Source organism: Actinosynnema sp. NPDC023587 (genome assembly GCF_040640215.1).
In the GTDB taxonomy this organism is placed as follows: domain Bacteria; phylum Actinomycetota; class Actinomycetes; order Mycobacteriales; family Pseudonocardiaceae; genus Actinosynnema.
On the sequence record NZ_JBFABG010000001.1, the window covers coordinates 347,151 to 364,993 of the forward strand.

Genomic DNA, 17,843 nt, shown 5'->3' on the forward strand with positions numbered 1-17,843 from the left:
GGACTACCGTGGCGGTGTGGACCGCGAGAAGGTGGACCTGACCGGTGCCCCGGAAACGATGCTCGCCACGCTCTACGGCCGGGCGCTGGACAGTCGTGCGGCGAAACCCATCCTGAACGACAGGGCGGCGGCCGAGGCGGTCGCCCGGATCGACTACGACTTCCGCAAGGCCGGGATCAGCGCCGTCACGGCGTCGGGCATCGCGATGCGCGCGAAACACCTGGACGACTGGACTTCCGGTTTCCTGCGGGCGAACCCGTCCGCGACCGTGCTGCACCTGGCGTGCGGGCTGGACACTCGCGCGCAGCGGCTCGCGCCCGGTGACGGCGTGCGCTGGGTGGACGTCGACTACCCCGACGTGGTGGCGCTGCGCCAGAAGCTGTTGCCGCCCCCTGACGGGGACTACCGGCTCGTGGCGTCGTCGGTGACGGACGAGGCGTGGCTGGAGGCGGTGCCCGCCGACCGGCCGGCGGTGGCCGTGTTCGAGGGGTTGACGATGTACCTGCGGGAGCAGGAGATCCGGAGCCTGGTCGAACGGATCGTGGCGCGCTTTCCGAGCGGCGAACTGCTGTTCGACGTGTACGGGTCGGCCGGTATCCGGATGCAGAAGCTGGTGCCGGCGGTGCGCAACTCGGGTGCGACCCTGCACTGGGGGTTGGACGATCCGCGCGCCGTCGAGCCGTGGGGGCTGCGGTTGGTGGAGGCTCTGCGCAGCCTCGAACTGCCGGAGGTCGCGGAACTGCCGGCGGTGAGCCGGCTCTCGTTGCGGGTGCTGGCGAAGGTGCCGGGGCTTCGGGACGTCGGACGGCTCCTGCGCTACCGGTTCCCGGTGCCGGGCCAACCGGAGTGGAACTGGCGCGTCCAGTAGGACATGAGCACACGACAGGACGCGCACATCGCGGAGTTGGTGTTGAGCCGACCAGAGGTGATCGCGGCGATGCTCTTCGGGTGCCTCGTGTTCGGCGTGGCGGCCTTGGGCTTGGCGCGGTGGCGCGGCTGGCGGCCGGCGATGTCGGTGCTGGCGGGGTGCGGGCTGGCGCTCGCCCTGGCGGTGACGTTGGGCCGGCCGGGCGTGCTGGACGCGGGGGTGTGGACGACCGATCCGGTCGGCTTGTGCACTCTCAACAAGTTCTCCCTCACCGGCTCGTTGGCGCGGCTGAACCTGGTGATGTTGGTGCCGTTCGCGTTCTTCGCGACGGTGGCGACCCGGCGACCGCTGACCGTGCTCGTGCTGTCGGCGGGGTTGAGCGCGGCGGTGGAGTTCGTGCAGTTCATGACCGGTCTCGGGGTGTGCGAGGCACAGGACTTCCTCAACAACACGGTCGGCGCGTCGGGCGCGGTGCTGGTGGGTGCGCTGGTCGCAGCCGTGGTGGGTGGCCCTCGGACGAAGCGCGAAGATCAGCCGTCCCGGGACCCGGCAATCACGAGGTGAGCGCGCCCTCCAGGACGCCCCGAGTTCCGCTGCACCCGCGCCGCCGCACCCGCACCCGCGCCCGCCGCACCCGCGCCCGCCGTGGACACGCCGCCGAAAACGTCCGCGAACACGCGCCGGAGTGGCGGGGTTTCGGGGCGGGAACCGCTCACGCACCTCGGGCACCTTTGCCGCCAGGTGTTCGGCCTGGAGCACGGCGCGCAGGACGGCCATGCCCGCCTGGGCCAAGGTCCGGTCCGCATCGGCCATGGTGAGTCCGCATCGGCCATCAGTGCGGTGATCAACCAGCAGCGCGGCGAGCAGCCAGCAGCGCTGTAGGCAGCCAGCAGCACGGCGAGCAACCAGCAGTGCGGCGATGGACCTCGCACTGCCCGCCTTGCCCTGCCTCCCGCCCCGCTTGCCCCCGCAGCGGTCGGCCGGGGTTGGAGCGGTCGTGCTGTCGTCGGCATGGTCGGCGATGCGGGCGGCTCTCCGGCGTGGGGAGGGTGGTGGCGGACCGTGGGCGAGTGGTGGCCTGGGTGGGTGGGGTTGGACGGTTCCGGGGTTCGCGGGATCGATATACAAACCGAGCATCTGGAACACCGTTACCGTACATATTTCGAGATGATCACCCGGTCGGGTGGCGGCACCGCGTGGGGCCGGCCGGGGCTCAGCCTGCTTCGCCCACCAACTCCTCCAGCGCCGGCAGGGCGTTGACCAGCGCGGCCTGGTGTTCCGGCGACAGCTCCTCGATGCGGCGCTGCAACTCGTGCACGCGGGCCGAGCGGACGCCCGAGACCATGGTTTCACCTTCCGGGGTGGGGGTGGCCAGCCACGCCCGGCCGTCCTGCGGGTCCGGGTCGCGCTTCACGTAGCCGGCTTCGACCAGCGCGGCCACGATGCGGGACAGGGTGGGGGGTGCCACGCCCTCCTTGGCCGCCAGGTCGCCCAGCCGCATCGGACCGCAGCGGGCGAGGGTCGCCAGCGCGGACACCGCGCCGGGGCCCAGTCCCGGGGAACCGGTGCGGCGCAGCAAGCGGGACAGCCTGCCGATCGCGAGGAACAGCCGGGCGGTGGCGTCCTCGACCTGGTCGGCAGCCACAGCGGCCTCCTACTCGCGTGCACGACGGGTGGACCTGGAAGCATCCATCATGCCCTGCGCCTCGGTCATCGCCCGTCGGGTGGCAACGGATCAGGCGTCCGGCGCAGGGCTGGACGCACGGGCCCAGAACCGCTGGGGTATCCGGCCGGCCAAGCGGGCCAACCTGCCGGCTTCCACGGCCGAGCGCATCGCGGCGGCCATCCGGAGCGGGTCCTGGGCCCGGGTCACGGCAGTGGCCAACAGCACAGCGGAACAGCCGAGTTCCATTGCCAGCGCGGCATCCGAGGCGGTGCCGATGCCGGCGTCGAGGATCACCGGCACGCCGGCGCGGGCGACGATGAGTTCGATGTTGTGCGGGTTCCGGATGCCCAGGCCGGTGCCGATGGGCGATCCGAGGGGCATGACGGCGGCGCAGCCGACGTCTTCCAGGCGGCGCGCGAGGACCGGGTCGTCGTTGGTGTACGGGAGGACGACGAAGCCGTCGTCCACGAGCTGCTCGGCCGCGTCGAGGAGTTCCACGGGGTCCGGCAGCAGGGTTTGTTCGTCGGCGACGACTTCCAGCTTGACCCAGTGGGTTTCCAACGCCTCGCGGGCCAGGCGCGCGGTGAGCACGGCCTCGGCCGCGCCCCGGCAGCCCGCCGTGTTCGGCAGCACGGCGATGCCCAGGCGGCGCAACAACTCCAGCACGCCGCCGCCGGTGGCGTCGACGCGCCGCAGGGCGACGGTGGTCAGCTCGGTGCCGGACGCGACCAGCGCGCGTTCCAGCACCGCCAGGTTCGCCGCTCCCCCGGTGCCCATGACGAGCCGGGAGGCGAACTCGCGGTTCGCGATGATCAGCGGGTCGTCCACGTCAGCCTCCTTGCACGGCGGTCAGCACTTCGACGGCGGACCCGGCCGGCACGGTGGTGGACGGCCACGCCGCGCGCGGCACGACTTCGCCGTCCAGCGCCACGGCCACCCCGGAGGCCGGCGCGCCGAGCAGGTCGAGCACGGTCGCGACGGTCGCGCCGTCGGCCAGCTCGCGTTCTTCCCCGTTGACCCGGACCTTCACCTGGTTCCCCCTTCGCGGAGCAGGTCGAGCACCCGCCGCGCCGTGACGGGCGCGAGCAGCAGGCCGTTGCGGTGGTGGCCGGTGGCGGCCAGCACGCCGGGTTCGAGCCAGTCGACGACCGGCAGGTTGTCGGGGCTGCCGGCGCGGAAGCCGGCGGCGCACTCGGTGAGCGCGTACTCGGCGATGGCCGGCCACACGACTTCCGCGTCGCGCAGCAGGTCCCGCACGCCGCCGACGGTCACGTCCGGGTCGAACCCGGCTTCGTACTGGGTCGCGCCCAGGACCAGTCCGCCGGCGCGGGGCACGAGGTACACGGGCCGGCTGGACACCTGCGCGCGCACGGTGTGCCGGGGTGGTGGCAGTGCGCCGGGGCGGGCCGACAGGCGCAGGATCTCGCCCTTGACGGGCCGGATCACCTCGCGCAGCAGGGGGTGCAGGTCGCGGCTCCACGCGCCGGCGGCGATGACCGTGATCTCGTGGTCCTGTGTGGACTCGGTGGCGAACCGGACGCCGTGCCGCGCGCAGGCGGCGCGCAGTGCGCGCAGCAGGTCGCGGTTGTCCACCGAGAGGTCCCCCGGCACGGAGAGTCCACTTCGGACGGACGGTCCGAGGCCCGGTTCCGCCGCGCGCAGCTCGCGCCGGGTCAGCCGGGTGGCCGAGCGCCCCTGGCTCTCCAGGTGGGCGCGCAACTGGTCGAGGACTTCGCCGTCCGCGACGTCGGTGGCCACCGCGAGGGTGCCGACCAGGCTCAGCGCGACGCCGAGGTCGGCGGCGAACGCCGGCCAGCGGGCCAACGATTCCACGCCCAGCGCCAGCACGTCCTCGTCGCCGGGCCACGCCTCGGTGATCGGCGCGAGCATCCCGCCCGCGACCCACGAACCGCCGTGCGGCGAACCGGGGTCGACGACCTCGACCGCGAACCCGTCGCGCGCGGCGAACCACGCGACGGACAGGCCGATGACACCGCCGCCGAGGACGGTCACCCCACTCGTGCTCACCAAGGCATTCACGCTCCCTGCGCCGGCATGACCCGGATCAGGTTCGACGGTCGGAGCGAACCACGCTCCCTCTCAGCCCGGTGTTCTCCGGGCTCCCGTGCGGACCACGTCCACCGTAGCGCACGATTCCGGCCGGCGGTTACCGTGCGGCCGTGCCAGGACTCGACGGAACCCAGATCAGGCGGCGGCTCGCCGACGCGCGGCTGTACCTCTGCACGCCGGCGCGCCCGGACCTCGCGGAGTTCGCGGACGCGGCGCTGGCGGGCGGCGTGGACGTGGTGCAGTTGCGGGACAAGGGACTGGAAGCCAAGCAGGAGATCGCGGCGCTGGAGGTGCTGGCCGAGGCGTGCGCGCGGCACGGCGCGCTGCTGGCGGTGAACGACCGGGCGGATGTGGCGCTCGCGGTGGACGCCGACGTGCTGCACCTGGGCCAGGACGACCTGCCGGTGCCACTGGCCCGCCGGGTGGTCGGCGACGAGGTGGTGATCGGCCGGTCGACGCACGACGTCGGGCAGGCGCGCGCGGCGGCGGGCGAGCCGGGCGTGGACTACTTCTGCACCGGCCCGTGCTGGCCGACGCCGACGAAGCCGGGTCGGCCCGCGCCGGGGCTGGACCTGGTGCGGGCGACCGCCGGGACGACGGACCGGCCGTGGTTCGCCATCGGCGGCATCGACCGGGACCGGCTGCCGGAGGTCCTGGCGGCGGGCGCGGAGCGGGTCGTGGTGGTGCGCGCGATCACGGCGGCCGACGACCCCCGGGCCGCCGCAGCCTGGTTGAAAATTCAACTAAAGGGCGTACAGTCGGCGGGGTGATGCCTGTGCTGTACCTGGGCCACGGGGCTCCCCCGCTGGCCGACGACGAGCGGTGGACCGGCGAGCTGGCGTCGTGGTCCGCGACGCTCCCGCGCCCGGAGTCGATCCTCATCGTGTCCGCGCACTGGGAGGAACAACCCCTCACCCTGGGCGCGACCACGACCGCGCCGCTCACCTACGACTTCTGGGGCTTCCCGCAGCGCTACTACGAGGTCACCTACGCCGCGCCGGGCGCGCCCGAGCTCGCCGCGAACGTCGAGGCGCTGGTCGACGAGCCGGTGGCCCGGGACGCCGCGCGCGGCCTGGACCACGGCGCGTACGTGCCGCTGAAGGAGATGTTCCCGGAGGCGGACGTCCCGGTGCTCCAGATGTCGATGCCGACCCTGGACCCGCGCCGGCTGTTCGACGTCGGGCGCAAGCTGGCCCCGCTGCGCGAGCAGGGCGTGCTGATCGTCGGCAGCGGGTTCATGACGCACAACCTGAGCTGCGTGGACATGCGCGTCGGACCGGACTACCGGCCGCCGGAGTGGTCGGCCGAGTTCGACGACTGGGCCGGCCGGGCGCTGGCCGCCGAGGACGTGGACGGCCTGCTGGACTTCCGGCACAAGGCACCGGCCGCCGGCATCGCGCACCCGCGCACCGAGCACTTCGCGCCGCTGTTCGTGTCGCTGGGCGCGAGCGCCGGCCAGGACGCGACCACCACCGTGGACGGCTTCTGGTACGGGCTGTCCAAGCGGTCGGTGCAGTTCGGCTGACGAGGAACACCCCTCGGGCGAGGGGGGAGGGCCCGAGGGGTGTTCCGCTCGTGGTGCGCGGTCCGCAGGGAGGTCCCGCGCGCCACCCCGGACGTCAGCCGACGGTCAGCCGCAGCCCGTAAGCGCTGAGGATCTCGTTCAGCGGCTGGAAGTAGGTCGTGCCGCCGGACGAGCAGTTGCCCGACCCGCCGGAGGTCACGCCCTGGGCCTGGCCGAAGCCGGTGCCCGCCACCCACGAGCCGCCCGAGTCGCCGGGTTCGGCGCACGCGTTCGTGCGGGTGAGGCCGGACACCGAGCCCTGCGGGTAGTTCACCGTGGAGTTCTTGGCCTGGACGGTGCCGCAGCGCCAGCCGGTGGTGGAACCCGAGCGGCAGACCTGCGCGCCCACGGCCGCCGCCGTGCCGCCCTTGACGATCACGTTGGAGCCGCTGCGGTTGACCCACGGGCGGGAGGTCCAGTTGGAGTTGGTCGCCACCCAGGCGTAGTCGTTCCCGGGGAACGAGGAGCCCCGGAACGTGCCCTGGGAAACCCGGTTGGCACCGGTCGTGGAGGCACCGGTCCGGCCGCAGTGCCCGGCCGTCACGAAGCCGCCGCCGACCGCGAAGCCGATCGAGCAGCGGCCACCGCCGCCGATGTAGTACGCGTCGCCGCCCCGGGTGTCGTAGAGCGGGGTGGGCGACTCGTCCACCTCGACCACGCGCACGGCCGTGCCGACCGACTTGGCGGTCGCGACGAACGCGTCGGCCGCCGCGTCGCGGGTGTGGCGGTTGACCTCCACCACGACGGTGTTGCTCGCGTCGTCCACCCGCCAGCCGGTCACCGAGACCGGTGCGGAGAGGGTGTCCAGCGCGGCTTTCGTGCCGTTGAGCTGACGGTGCGAGAAGGGCACGACCTCGGCCTCCGCGCCGACCGCACGGACGGCGTCGACCTTGGCACTGTCCGTGACACCGACGGTCAGCACGCCGGTTTCGGGGTTGATCCACGCCCCGGCGAATGTGTCGCCCAGCACAGTTCGCGCGTTCGCCTCGCGTTCACCCGACCTGGCGTCGTTGGCCAGTCGGACGCGTGCTTCCTCGGCGTTTAGGCCCAAATCGCGTTGCACCGCTTGGAGCAACCCTGCCGGGTAGCTCTCCGTGTCCGAGGAGGTTGCCCCGAGGGGGGCGGCAGGGTCCGCGATCGCCGGTACGCTGAGAGCCGAAGCCGTGCCGGTGGCGAGCAAGGCAGCCACCGCGAGGCGGGCCGCATTCGTGCGGTTCATTCAGGCGTCTCCCTCATCTTCGGGTGCAGGGGACCCGAGAGCCTGGTTGCAGGGACCGCTCTCGGGGGCTCTAGGGGGACGGGTGGTGGGGCGGCGGCAGGGGTCGCCCCACCCCTTTTCTTTTCGCCGTCGTGCCCGGTGTCTCCACCGCGTCGAACCCGGTACGGGTGGACGCCGCTCGCAGCCTCCGCACAGCGCCCCCTTTCTCGGTCTCTACCGACCGGTACTCGCCCGTTCGAGCGACGTTATGACCCTGTTACCTATGACGCTGCGGGCCATCCGAGGGCCGAGTGTGTCACAGCTCACGACCATTTGACTGCGCTGTGTAGCGTTTGACAGTTAACTCTCACTCAAGGTAGTGAGACGATCACCGATTTGGGCTGATTTGCCAGAAGTAAGGGTTTCGACCACTCACCGCCTCCAAGTGTGAACACCGCTAGGCCAAAAGAGTGATACCGGAGGTGCTCCGATTTCGCTCGGAGTAGTGGCCGGTCCGCTCTGTGACGGTGTCGCCGCACCCGATGAGCCGTGGTCGGCGTCGGTTCAGGTGTGGTGCTGGTCGTGGGTGACGTGGTGTTCTCCCCGGGTCGGCCGTTCGGTGCACCCGGATCGGCCGGCGCTCCGCAGGGGAAGAGGGCACGACGGGCCCGAGTACCCGACCGGCAGGTCGAATTGTGACGAGGCCCACAGTGGGGACAGGCCGGCACAGCGACCCTGACGGACCCGCGCGGGCAAAGTCGCCGGCGCGGGCGACCCGCCCGGGGCGAGGATCGTCTTCATGGCACTCGTGACGCTCGCCGACATCCGCGCCGCCGCCGGGCTGATCGCCCCGGCGGTCGTGCGCACACCCTTGCTCCGGTTCGACGACCGGCTGTCCCTGAAGCCGGAGAACCTCCAGCCGGTGGGCGCGTTCAAGATCCGGGGGGCGTACCACGCGCTGGCCCGGCTGTCCGACGAGCGGCGGGCGCGCGGGGTCGTGGCGTACTCCAGCGGGAACCACGCGCAGGCGGTCGCGTTCGCCGCGCACGCGTTCGGGGTGCCGGCCGTGATCGTGGTGCCGGAGAACGCGCCCGCGATCAAGATCGCGGCCACCCGGGCGTGGGGCGCGGAGGTGGTGCTGGTGCCGATGGCGCGGCGCGAGTCGCGGGCGCACGAGCTGGTCGAGGAGCGCGGGGCGACGCTGATCCCGCCGTTCGACCACCCCGACGTGATCGCCGGGCAGGGCACGGTGGGGCTGGAGGTGGTCGAGGACTCGCCCTCGGTCGACGTGGTGCTGGTGCCGGTCAGCGGGGGCGGGCTGATCTCCGGGGTGGCGGCGGCGGTGAAGGCGCTGCGGCCGGCGGCGCGGGTGGTCGGCGTGGAACCCGAGGTCGCGGCGGACGCGGCCGAGTCGCTGCGGGCCGGGCGGTTGGTGCGCTGGCCGGCGGCGGACCGGGAGCGCACGTCGGCGGACGGGTTGCGGGCCGAGCCGTCCGAGTTGACGTTCGCCCACGTCCGGGCCCTGGTGGACGACATCGTGACGGTGACCGAGGAGGAGATCGGGGAGGCGGTCCGGCAACTGGCGCGCCGGTCGCGGCTCGTGGCGGAACCCAGCGGGGCGGTCGCGGTCGCGGCCTACCTGGCGCGGGAGGACTGGCCGGCGCGGACCGTCGCGGTCGTGTCGGGTGGCAACGTCGACCCCGCCGCGTACCTCCGGCTGCTCGCCGGCTGACCCGCACCGCACCGGGCCACCACGACCGCCGGGCCGGGCACCACGACCCCGGGCAGCACCCCGTCCGGGCACCCCGCTCCCGGTTCGGCTCTCCGAAGCAACGGCATTCCGACCGCCACGAGCAGAGGTCCGACGAATAGTTGGATCTTCGACCCGATCCGCTGGGCCGGCCGACCTGGCCGGGCGGCCGGCGCGAGCACGGTCGAGGTGATCGGCGGGCCGGTCGGACCGGCCGCCGGCGGCGAGCAGCCGAGGGACGCCCGGAGCCGGCGGGCCATCAGCACCACGACCCCGCCCAGCGCCGCGCAGACCAGGAAGATCAGGGCGTTGGCCAGCGCAAAGGTCCGGTTTTCGAACAACCGGGGGTGGGATCAGGGGTCCCTGCCCCGGGGCTGGAGCGGCACGAACGCGGTCAGCCCCGCGACACCCGCGACGCCGGCCGCGACGATCACCGCGACGGCCACCGCGTCCGGGCCCCGCACGGGTGCCTCGACCAGCGCGCCGGTGAGACCCGCGAGACCCAGAGCTCCGACAACTGCCCCGGTGACGTTCGGCCGATCGGTGGGTCCGGCGTCCCGGGCTTCGGGCGCGCACCGACGCGCCGGGGCCACCCGCACGGCACCGCGACCGGCAGGTTCACCGGGAAAGCGGGCCGCCACGAGCACGCCTGCGCCGGCAGTCCGCAGACCGGCGGTCGTCCCGCACGAATGCGGAGTGGGTGAGCGCCGGCGAACCGGGGTGGGCAGCACACCGCCGGCCCCTCGCGGCACCCGCGCCAGGACGGGCCGGGCCGGTGTTCGGCGCGAGCCCGCGGAGCAGGGACGCAGCGCCGAACCAGACCACGGTGCTGTCGATCACGGCCATCCCCGGACCGGGGACGGTCGTCGCGAGCACGGCCCGTGCGCGCGGAGTTCCGCACCGGACCGTGTCCGCCACCCGGCCATCGTGCTGCTCGGCCGGTTGTCGCGCTCTCAGTCCACCGGCCGGTTCAACCTGGCCACGAACTTGTAGCGGTCCCCCCGGTAGACCGAGCGGACCCACTCGACCGGGTTGCCCTCCGTGTCGAACGAGTGCCGGGACAGCAGCAGCATCGGCAGGCCGATGTCCGCACCCAGCAACTCCGCCTCCTCGGGCGAAGCCAGCGCGGTCTCAATAGTCTCCTCGGCGTGACCCATCTCGACGCCGAACCTCTCCCGCAGCACCTGGTACAGCGAGGCACCGGGTGCGAGGTAGCGGCGCAGGCCGCGGAAGCGGCCCAGCGCCAGGTGCGTGGTCTCGATGGCCATCGGCTCGCCGTCGGCCAGCCGCAGGCGGTGCAGGCGCAGCACCTTGGCCCCCGCGCGCACCCCCAGCAGCCGGGCGAGCTCGGCTTCGGCGGGCATCTCGGACGCCTCGATCAGGCGCGACGAGGGCTGCCTGCCCTGGGCTTTCATGTCCTCTGTGTACGACGACAGCTGAAGCCGTTGCGCCACCTTGGGTTCCGCCGCGAACGTGCCTTTTCCCTGCACACGCAGCAACCGGCCCTCGACCGTCAGTTCCGCAAGCGCTTGCCGCACCGTGGTCCGCGACACGTCGAACTCGGCCGCCAGCGAACGCTCGGTCGGGATCGGTGATCCCGGTGGCAACGCGCGCAGCAGGTCGAGCAGGTGCCGCTTGAGTCCCCAGTACTTCGGCTCGCGCTGCGCGCGAGTCCTGGCGTCGATGCCAGATGCAGGGCTCGTCTCCAGCATTGCCTTCCTCCTCGACCTTGCCGGCGCTCCCAGCACAGGATGCCTTGTCCACGTCGGATCGTGCGCCAGAACCCCCGACAAGAGTCAGGATATTGATCCGATGACTTTGCAACGTCTCGGCAACGTCCTTGACATGCCCTGTGGCGAGGCACACTCTAGGCCGCATTGGTCTACACCACTTTAGGCGTTCCGGTCACTGGGACCGGGCAATTCGAAAGGGCGCACACGTGAAGGGCTGGAGAGGATTGGCCGTAGGTGCCGCCGCACTCGCGGTGGCCGTGACCGGCTGTGGCACGAGCACCGACGGCGGCAACACTGGAAACTCCGGTGAACCCAAGACGCTGACGGTCTGGTTGATGGACGGCTCCGCGCCGACCACCCTGACCGACGCGCTGAACAAGGAGTTCCAGGAAGCTAACTCCGGCGTCACCGTCAAGTACGAGGTTCAGAAGTGGACCGGCATCCAGGAGAAGCTGACCACCGCTCTGAGCAGCAACAACCCGCCGGACGTCATCGAGCTGGGCAACACCCAGACGGCGAAGTTCGCGGCTGAGGAGACCCTGCTCGACCTGAGCGGCGACGTCTCCAACCTCAACGGTGGCGACTGGCTCGGCGGTCTCAAGGACTCGCTGACCTGGGACGGCAAGCAGTACGGCATGCCGTTCTACGCCGCGAACCGCACGGTGATCTACCGGACCGACCTGTTCGAGGCCGCCGGCATCGCGGAAGCCCCCAAGTCCCGCGACGAGTGGGTGTCCGCGATCGAGAAGCTCAAGGCCGCGAACGCCGCGGACCCGGAGTTCCAGTCGCTGTACCTGCCGGGTCAGTCCTGGTACGCCCTGCTCTCGTTCATCTGGGACGAGGGTGGCGACGTCGCCAAGGCGCAGGGCTCCGCGTGGGCCGGCGCGCTGAACACCGCCGAGTCCAAGGCCGGCCTGGAGTTCTACAAGAAGCTGGTCGACACCTCCGGCACGACGGCTCCGAAGGACGCCGACGAGGCCACCCCGCAGCAGTTCGAGGTGTTCGCCAAGGGCAAGGTCGGCATGATGATCGGCCTCCCGTGGGAGCTGGGCAGCGCCGTCAAGGCCGACCCGACCCTGAAGGACAAGACCGCCGCGTTCCCGATCCCGTCCAAGACCGCGGGCAAGACCGCGCCGGTCTTCCTGGGCGGCTCGAACCTGGCGATCCCGCAGGGCTCGAAGAACCAGGACCTGGCCAAGGGCTACCTGAAGCTGCTGAGCTCGAAGAAGTACCAGGACCAGCTGGCCGAGGCCGGTGCCGTCCCGGGTACCTCGAAGGACACCGCCAAGCTGGCCACCAGCCCGCTGGGCAAGGCCCTCGCCGCGTCCGCCCCGAACGGCAAGGTCACCCCGACCACGCCGGCCTGGGCTGCCGTCGAAGCGGGCCAGAACCCGCTGAAGGACATGCTGACCGCGTACCTGACCGGGGCCAAGTCGCTCGACGCGGCCACCGGTGACGCCAACGCCGCCCTGTCCAAGACCCTGGGCGGATGACCTCAGCATGACGGCGGTTCACACCACCGACGCCGGGGTGCCGACTGACAAGTCGGCACCCCGGCGTGCCGCTCCGGGCGGCGCTAAGCGCCGTCAGGGCAGCAGCTTCGACCGGCTGCTGCCCTACCTGCTGCTGGCCCCCGCGCTGATCGGGATCCTCTGGCTGATCGGCTGGCCGGTCCTGTCGCTGTTCGTGACCAGCTTCCGGAAGCTGAACCTCAAGGAACTGACCCGCGGCGAGGTCGTGTGGGTCGGTCTGGACAACTACACGTCCATCCTCACCGACTCGACCTTCTGGGAAATCGCCGTGCGCACCGTGGTGTTCACCGCGGTCGTCGTCGGTGTCTCGGTGATCTCGGGCCTGCTGATCGCGCTGTTGATGCGGCAGCTCTCCCCGGTGGTGCGGATCGTGCTCCAGGTGGCCATGCTGCTGGCCTGGGCGATGCCCCTGCTCGCGGCGACCACCGTCTACCAGTGGATCTTCGACCAGCAGTACGGCATCCTGAACAAGACCCTGGTGAAGCTCGGCTTCGACGATTTCACCGGGTACTCCTGGTTCTCCACCGGCACGTCCACGCTGGCCGTGATCGGGCTGCTGATCGTCTGGCAGGCGATCCCGTTCCTGGCGTTCTCGCTGTACGCGGGTGTGCTGGCGATCCCGCGCGACCAGTACGAGGCCGCCGGCATCGACGGCGCGTCGATGTGGCAGACCTTCCGCGCGGTGACCTGGCCGGAACTGCGCCCGCTGATGCTGATGGTCAGCTTCCTGTCCCTGCTGTGGGACTTCAAGGTGTTCGCGCAGATCTGGGCGTTCAAGAAGGGCGGGCCGGACGGCGGCAGCACCACGCTGCCCGTCTACCAGTACCTGGAGGGCATCTCGAAGAGCCACTTCGGGGTGGCCGCCGCGGTGTCCGTGGCGATGATGCTGATCCTCGGCCTGCTCACCTTCCAGTACCTGCGCCGGCTGATCAAGCAGGAGGGCGCGCTGTGATCGCCAAGAAGATCTCGGCGAACGTCGTCGCGGTGCTCATCGCGGTGTTCTTCGCCTTCCCGACGTACTGGATGGTCTCCACGGCGCTCAAGCCGACCAAGGAGCTGCTGTCCACCGGCTACGACCTGATCCCGTTCTCGGTGACCTCGGTGAACTTCTCCACCGCGTGGGCCAAGCCCGGGTTCCTCCAGTCGCTGGGCAACAGCCTGATGGTCTCGCTGGCCGCCGTGGCCGGTGCCATCCTGGTGGGCCTGCTCGCCGCGGTCGCCATGTCGCGGCTGAGGTTCCGGGGCCGCAAGGGCTTCGTGCTGCTGATGCTGATCGCGCAGCTCGCCCCGTTCGAGGCGCTGCTGATCCCGATGTTCCTGATGATGCGCGACCTCGACCTGCTGGACAGGCTGCCGGCGCTGGCGCTGATCTACTTCGCGGTGACGCTGCCGTTCTGCGCGTGGACGTTGCGCGGGTTCGTCAACGGCATCCCGCTGGAGCTGGAAGAGGCCGCGATGGTGGACGGCTGCGGCCGGTGGGGCGCGTTCCGCCGCGTCACGCTGCCGCTGCTCGGCCCGGGTCTGGTGGCCACGTCGGTGTTCGCGTTCGTCACCGCGTGGAACGAGTTCCTGTTCGCGCTGTCGCTGATCAAGGACCAGACCAAGGAAACGCTGCCGGTCTGGCTGTCCGGCTTCCAGACCAACTTCGGCACGGACTGGGGTGGCGCGATGGCCGCCTCGGCGCTGTTCACCCTGCCGGTGCTGGTGTTCTTCCTGATCGTCCAGCGCAAGATGGTCGGCGGCGTCACCGCCGGCGCCGTGAAGGGATAAGACGACATGTCGTTGCACCAGCTCGCCGCTGCCGTGCTGCTGCCGGGATTCCACGGCACCACGGCTCCGGACTGGTTGCTCAAGCGGGTGGCGGACGGCCTCGGCGGTGTGGTGCTCTTCGGCCGCAACGTCGTGGACGACGCCCAGGTGACGGCGCTGACGGCGGCGTTGCGCGGGGTGCGGCCGGACGTCGTGATCGGCATCGACGAGGAGGGCGGCGACGTCACCCGCCTCGACGCGGCGGTCGGCTCGGAGGTCCCGGGCAACCACGCGCTGGGCGCGGCGGGCGACCTGGGCCTGACCCGCGCGGTGGCCGCGTCGCTCGGGGCCCGGTTGGCGAAGACCGGGGTGAGCCTGAACCTCGCACCGTCCGCGGACCTGGTGCTGACCCTGGACGACCCGGTGATCGGCGTGCGGGCCTTCGGGTCCGACCCGGTGGTCGTGGGCGGGCACGTGGCCGCGTTCGTGGACGGGATGCAGGCGACCGGTGTCGCCGCGTGCGCCAAGCACTTCCCGGGTCACGGCGCGTCCACTGTGGACTCGCACGAGGCGTTGCCGGTGCTCCCGCGCACCGAGCAGGAGCTGCGCGAGGTCGAGCTGGTGCCGTTCCGCGCGGCCGTGCAGGCGGGTGTCCGGTCGGTCATGACCGGTCACCTGGTGGTGCAGGGGTGGGGCCCGCTGCCCGCGACGCTGAACCCCAAGGCCGTCCAGGTGCTGCGCGACGAGCTCGGCTTCACCGGCGCGATCATCACCGACGGGCTGGACATGAAGGCCGTGGGCGGCGACCTCGCCCACGGGTCGGTCCAGGCGCTGGTGGCGGGCGTGGACGCGCTGTGCCTGGGTGGCGAGCCGCTCGACGACGCCGGGTTGCAGTGGCTGATCGACAGCATCGTGGCCGCCGTCGAGCGCGGTGAGCTGCCGCAGGCCCGGTTGGCGGAGGCGGCCCGCCGCACCGCCGCCCTGGGCACGCCGCCCGCCGCCGTCGACGGGCACGACCCGGAGATCGGCCTCAAGGCGGCCCGGCAGGCGCTGGAGGTGACCGGCGACCTCGCGCTCTCCGGTGCGCCGGTGGTGCTGGACCTGGCGGTCAAGGCGTCCATCGCGGTGGGCGACGAGGTCCCGTGGGGTCTCGGGCCGTACCTGGTCGACCTGGTGCCCGGCACGACCGTGCTGGACACGCGGGACGCGGCCGAGGTCGCGGCGGCGGCCGGCGGGAGGACCGTCGTGGTCGTGACGAGAGAGGCACATCGCTTCCCGTGGGCTCGCGACCTGGTGCTCTCACTGGTTACTATTGGTCTAGACCTAGTGCACGTCGAGACCGGCGTACCGGGTCCGGACCTGGGCACCGCTGCCCGCGTGAACACCCATGGCGGTTCACGGGTGTGCCTGCGAGCCGCGGCAGAGCGCATCGCCGCCAGCACCTGAGAAGGGCCATTCGATGACCGACCACCAGCCCGGCAGGCACATGGCGGCCGAGATCGCCCAACAGCCCGCGATCTTCGCGGACCTGGTGTCCCGGCGATCCTCGTTCAGCGCGGTCGCCGACGCGATCCGCGAGCGTCAGCCCCGATTCGTCCTGCTGGCCGCGCGCGGGTCGTCCGACCACGCGGCCATCTACGCGAAGTACCTGACCGAGGTGCTGCTCCAGCTACCCGCCGGTCTGGTGTCGCCGTCCACCACCACGCTCTACGGCGCGCGGCCCGACCTGCGCGACGTGCTCGTCGTGTCGGTGAGCCAGAGCGGCGGGTCGCCCGACCTGCTGGAGGTCACCCAGTCGGCGCGCGCTCGCGGCGCGCTGACCGTGGCCGTCACCAACACCTCCGACTCCCCGCTCAACGGCGCGGCCGAGCTGGCCGTGGACGTCGGCGCGGGTGTGGAGCAGGCCGTCGCGGCCACCAAGACCTACTCCGCCACGCTGCTGGCGCTGTACCTGCTGGTGGACGCGATCCGGGGTGGCGACGGCTCGGCCGTCGAGGGCATCGGCGACCTGGCCCGGTCCACCCTGGACGACTCGGCGGACGCGGTGGCCGAGGCCGTCCAGCGGTACCGCTTCGTCGACCGGGTGCTCACCACCGGGCGCGGCTACTCGCTGCCGTCCGCGATGGAGTCGGCGCTCAAGCTCGCCGAGACCAGCTACCTGGCGGCCCGCGCCTACTCCGGCGCGGACCTGCTGCACGGCCCGGTCGCGGCGGTGGACGGCGAGACCGCCGTGCTCGCGGTGACCAGCGCGGGCAAGGGCGGCGAGGCCATGCACGACGTCCTGGACGCGGTGCACGGGCGCGGCGCGGACGTGCTGGCGGTCGGCTCGGCGGCGGACAAGGTGGCGGCGGCGCTGCGCATCCCGGTCGCCGAGACGGCCGAGGAGGTCGCGCCGATCCTGGAGATCCTCCCGGTCCAGCGACTGGCCCACGGCCTGGCGCTGGCGCGCGGCGGCGACCCGGACAGCCCGCGCGGCCTGAACAAGGTCACCCGCACCCGCTGACCGGACCCGCTGGACGGACCACGACGACGCCCCCGGCGATCCCGGGGGCGTCGTCGTGTCCGGACTCGTGTCCGGACTCGTGTCCGGACTCGTGTCCGGACTCGTGTCCGGACTCGTGTCCGGACTCGTGTCCGGCGGGTGGTCGGCCGGCGGATGGGCTCCCGGTGGTCGGGCGGAACTCCAGCAGGCAGCGCCGGTCGCCCAGCTCGGCGACCGCGTCGAGGACCAGCCCGTGGGCCGCCGCGAGGGCGCGGAACTCCTCGACCCGGCGCTCGCGCCCGCCGAAGATCACCAGCATCGCCAGGTCCGTCCCGGTGTCGGCCAGCCGACCGCCGACCGGCTCGACGACCAGCACGCGACCGGTCGGGCCGGCGGCCTCGGCGCAGCGGGCCAGGACCAGGTAGGCGTGCTCGTCGTCCCAGTCGTGCAGGACGTCGCACAGCAGGTAGGCGTCCGCCCCGGCGGGCAGCGGGTCGAAGAAGCTGCCCGCCGTCGCCCGCGCCCGGTCGCCGAGCCGGTGCGCGGCGAAGGTGCGGCCCGCCTCGGCCGCCGTCGGCCCGAGGTCGACCAGGTGGCCGCGCATCCCGGGGTGCGCGGCCAGGATCGCGGCGAGCAGCGTGCCCCGGCCGCCGCCGACGTCCACCAGCGTGCCGAAGCGGCCCCAGTCGCCGCCCGCGACCAGCGCCGGCAGCCCCGCGCGGAACCGGTCGGTCATCTGCCGGTCGAAGGTCTCCCGGAGGCGGGGGTGCGCGGCGAGGTCGGCCCAGAAGTCCCGGCCGTAGCGGCGGGCGTAGCCGGCCCGGCCGGTGGTGACGCTGTGCAGGAGTTCGACGAACGCCAGCTCGGCGCGACCCCCGGCCGAGGCCAGGTGCAGGAGGTCGACCAGCCGGTTGCCGGCGTCGGCGCACAGGGCGGTGCCGCGCGCGGTGGTCCGGTGGCCGGACGGCGTGCGCTCGACGACCCCGAGCGTCACGAGGTGGCCCAGCAGCGCTCCGAGCGCGACCGGTGACACGTCGAGCTCGGTCGCGAGCCGCCCGGTGGGCGCGCCGGTCCCGCGCAACCGGTCCGGCAGGCCCAGGGTCACCGCGACCCGCAGGGCCATCGGGGTGGCCAGACCGGCCAGGTCCAGGAACTCGGCGGCGTGCGCGTCCACGTCGGTCAACGGTGCCACGCCCGTCAACGGGAAATCCGGGGCGGCACGACGGCCCGG

Annotated in this window: 20 protein-coding genes and 1 riboswitch; of the genes, 11 read left to right on the forward strand and 9 right to left on the reverse strand. The window is 72.4% G+C overall.

Translation table 11 applies throughout. The annotated features are described in order from the left end of the window. Window positions 1-16 precede the first annotated feature (16 nt). The 3 genes from AB0G01_RS01725 to AB0G01_RS01735 all read left to right on the forward strand — a co-directional run bounded on the left by AB0G01_RS01725 (window position 17) and on the right by AB0G01_RS01735 (window position 1,750). On the forward strand, window positions 17-868 hold the full coding sequence (locus tag AB0G01_RS01725) for a class I SAM-dependent methyltransferase (protein WP_360938448.1): 852 nt from the start codon (window positions 17-19) through the stop codon (window positions 866-868). 3 nt (window positions 869-871) lie between these two features. After that, entirely contained in the window at window positions 872-1,432 is a 561-nt protein-coding gene (locus AB0G01_RS01730; protein ID WP_360938451.1) for a VanZ family protein, read from the forward strand. A gap of 177 nt (window positions 1,433-1,609) precedes the next feature. Beyond that, complete coding sequence (locus tag AB0G01_RS01735; RefSeq protein WP_360938454.1) at window positions 1,610-1,750, forward strand: hypothetical protein; 141 nt, start codon at window positions 1,610-1,612, stop codon at window positions 1,748-1,750. Window positions 1,751-2,081: 331 nt separating this feature from the next. Here AB0G01_RS01735 and AB0G01_RS01740 read toward each other — a convergent pair whose 3' ends face one another. From AB0G01_RS01740 to thiO, 4 genes are all read right to left on the reverse strand, one after another. Then, on the reverse strand, window positions 2,082-2,513 hold the full coding sequence (locus tag AB0G01_RS01740) for a MarR family transcriptional regulator (protein WP_360938457.1): 432 nt from the start codon (window positions 2,511-2,513) through the stop codon (window positions 2,082-2,084). A gap of 90 nt (window positions 2,514-2,603) precedes the next feature. Next, the gene (locus tag AB0G01_RS01745) at window positions 2,604-3,362 is read right to left on the reverse strand and encodes a thiazole synthase (RefSeq protein WP_360938460.1); all 759 of its coding nucleotides are present in this window, start codon (window positions 3,360-3,362) and stop codon (window positions 2,604-2,606) included. A gap of 1 nt (window position 3,363) precedes the next feature. Then, entirely contained in the window at window positions 3,364-3,564 is a 201-nt protein-coding gene (gene thiS, locus AB0G01_RS01750; protein ID WP_360938463.1) for a sulfur carrier protein ThiS, read from the reverse strand. After that, window positions 3,561-4,562 (reverse strand): glycine oxidase ThiO, encoded by a 1,002-nt coding sequence (gene thiO / locus AB0G01_RS01755; RefSeq protein WP_360938466.1) that lies wholly within the window; start codon window positions 4,560-4,562, stop codon window positions 3,561-3,563. Before thiO ends, thiS begins: the two co-directional genes overlap by 4 nt. Further along, a riboswitch (TPP riboswitch) is annotated at window positions 4,560-4,671 on the reverse strand. (Overlaps the previous gene by 3 nt.) Window positions 4,672-4,714: 43 nt before the next feature. Between thiO and thiE the strand changes: the two genes are divergently transcribed. Further along, a complete protein-coding gene (gene thiE, locus AB0G01_RS01760; protein WP_360938469.1) occupies window positions 4,715-5,374 on the forward strand; it encodes a thiamine phosphate synthase in 660 nt (219 codons plus the stop codon). Further along, window positions 5,374-6,129 (forward strand): class III extradiol ring-cleavage dioxygenase, encoded by a 756-nt coding sequence (locus AB0G01_RS01765; RefSeq protein ID WP_360938472.1) that lies wholly within the window; start codon window positions 5,374-5,376, stop codon window positions 6,127-6,129. The genes thiE and AB0G01_RS01765 overlap by 1 nt, the downstream gene beginning before the upstream one ends. A 94-nt stretch (window positions 6,130-6,223) precedes the next feature. On the opposite strand, the gene AB0G01_RS01770 is transcribed toward AB0G01_RS01765, so the two are convergent. Then, window positions 6,224-7,231 carry a S1 family peptidase gene (locus tag AB0G01_RS01770; RefSeq protein WP_360938475.1) on the reverse strand — a complete coding sequence of 336 codons (1,008 nt, stop codon included), beginning with the start codon at window positions 7,229-7,231 and terminating at the stop codon, window positions 6,224-6,226. A 934-nt stretch (window positions 7,232-8,165) separates the two neighbouring features. Here AB0G01_RS01770 and AB0G01_RS01775 point away from each other — a divergent pair. Next, the gene (locus AB0G01_RS01775; protein ID WP_360938478.1) at window positions 8,166-9,098 is read left to right on the forward strand and encodes a threonine/serine dehydratase; all 933 of its coding nucleotides are present in this window, start codon (window positions 8,166-8,168) and stop codon (window positions 9,096-9,098) included. Here AB0G01_RS01775 and AB0G01_RS01780 read toward each other — a convergent pair. The 3 genes from AB0G01_RS01780 to AB0G01_RS01790 form a co-directional block, all read right to left on the reverse strand. Continuing rightward, window positions 9,002-9,457 (reverse strand): hypothetical protein, encoded by a 456-nt coding sequence (locus AB0G01_RS01780; protein ID WP_360938481.1) that lies wholly within the window; start codon window positions 9,455-9,457, stop codon window positions 9,002-9,004. The two genes, AB0G01_RS01775 and AB0G01_RS01780, sit on opposite strands and share 97 nt — an antisense overlap. A 12-nt stretch (window positions 9,458-9,469) precedes the next feature. Further along, complete coding sequence (locus AB0G01_RS01785; RefSeq protein ID WP_360938484.1) at window positions 9,470-9,709, reverse strand: hypothetical protein; 240 nt, start codon at window positions 9,707-9,709, stop codon at window positions 9,470-9,472. Between the two features lie 360 nt (window positions 9,710-10,069). Continuing rightward, on the reverse strand, window positions 10,070-10,828 hold the full coding sequence (locus AB0G01_RS01790) for a GntR family transcriptional regulator (protein WP_360938487.1): 759 nt from the start codon (window positions 10,826-10,828) through the stop codon (window positions 10,070-10,072). 227 nt (window positions 10,829-11,055) lie between these two features. Here AB0G01_RS01790 and AB0G01_RS01795 point away from each other — a divergent pair, with 227 nt between their 5' ends. The 5 genes from AB0G01_RS01795 to AB0G01_RS01815 are packed head-to-tail and all read left to right on the forward strand — an operon-like array spanning window position 11,056 to window position 16,633. After that, window positions 11,056-12,342, forward strand: a complete 1,287-nt coding sequence (locus AB0G01_RS01795) for a sugar ABC transporter substrate-binding protein (protein WP_360938490.1) — start codon at window positions 11,056-11,058, stop codon at window positions 12,340-12,342. Between the two features lie 7 nt (window positions 12,343-12,349). Further along, entirely contained in the window at window positions 12,350-13,333 is a 984-nt protein-coding gene (locus AB0G01_RS01800) for a sugar ABC transporter permease (RefSeq protein WP_360938493.1), read from the forward strand. After that, window positions 13,330-14,151 (forward strand): carbohydrate ABC transporter permease, encoded by an 822-nt coding sequence (locus tag AB0G01_RS01805; protein ID WP_360938496.1) that lies wholly within the window; start codon window positions 13,330-13,332, stop codon window positions 14,149-14,151. The genes AB0G01_RS01800 and AB0G01_RS01805 overlap by 4 nt, the downstream gene beginning before the upstream one ends. Window positions 14,152-14,157: 6 nt before the next feature. Further along, window positions 14,158-15,576, forward strand: a complete 1,419-nt coding sequence (locus AB0G01_RS01810) for a glycoside hydrolase family 3 N-terminal domain-containing protein (RefSeq protein WP_360938499.1) — start codon at window positions 14,158-14,160, stop codon at window positions 15,574-15,576. A gap of 13 nt (window positions 15,577-15,589) precedes the next feature. Beyond that, a complete protein-coding gene (locus AB0G01_RS01815) occupies window positions 15,590-16,633 on the forward strand; it encodes an SIS domain-containing protein (protein ID WP_360938502.1) in 1,044 nt (347 codons plus the stop codon). Here AB0G01_RS01815 and AB0G01_RS01820 read toward each other — a convergent pair. After that, a complete protein-coding gene (locus AB0G01_RS01820) occupies window positions 16,617-17,804 on the reverse strand; it encodes a methyltransferase (protein WP_360938505.1) in 1,188 nt (395 codons plus the stop codon). The genes AB0G01_RS01815 and AB0G01_RS01820 overlap by 17 nt on opposite strands. Window positions 17,805-17,843: the final 39 nt, after the last annotated feature.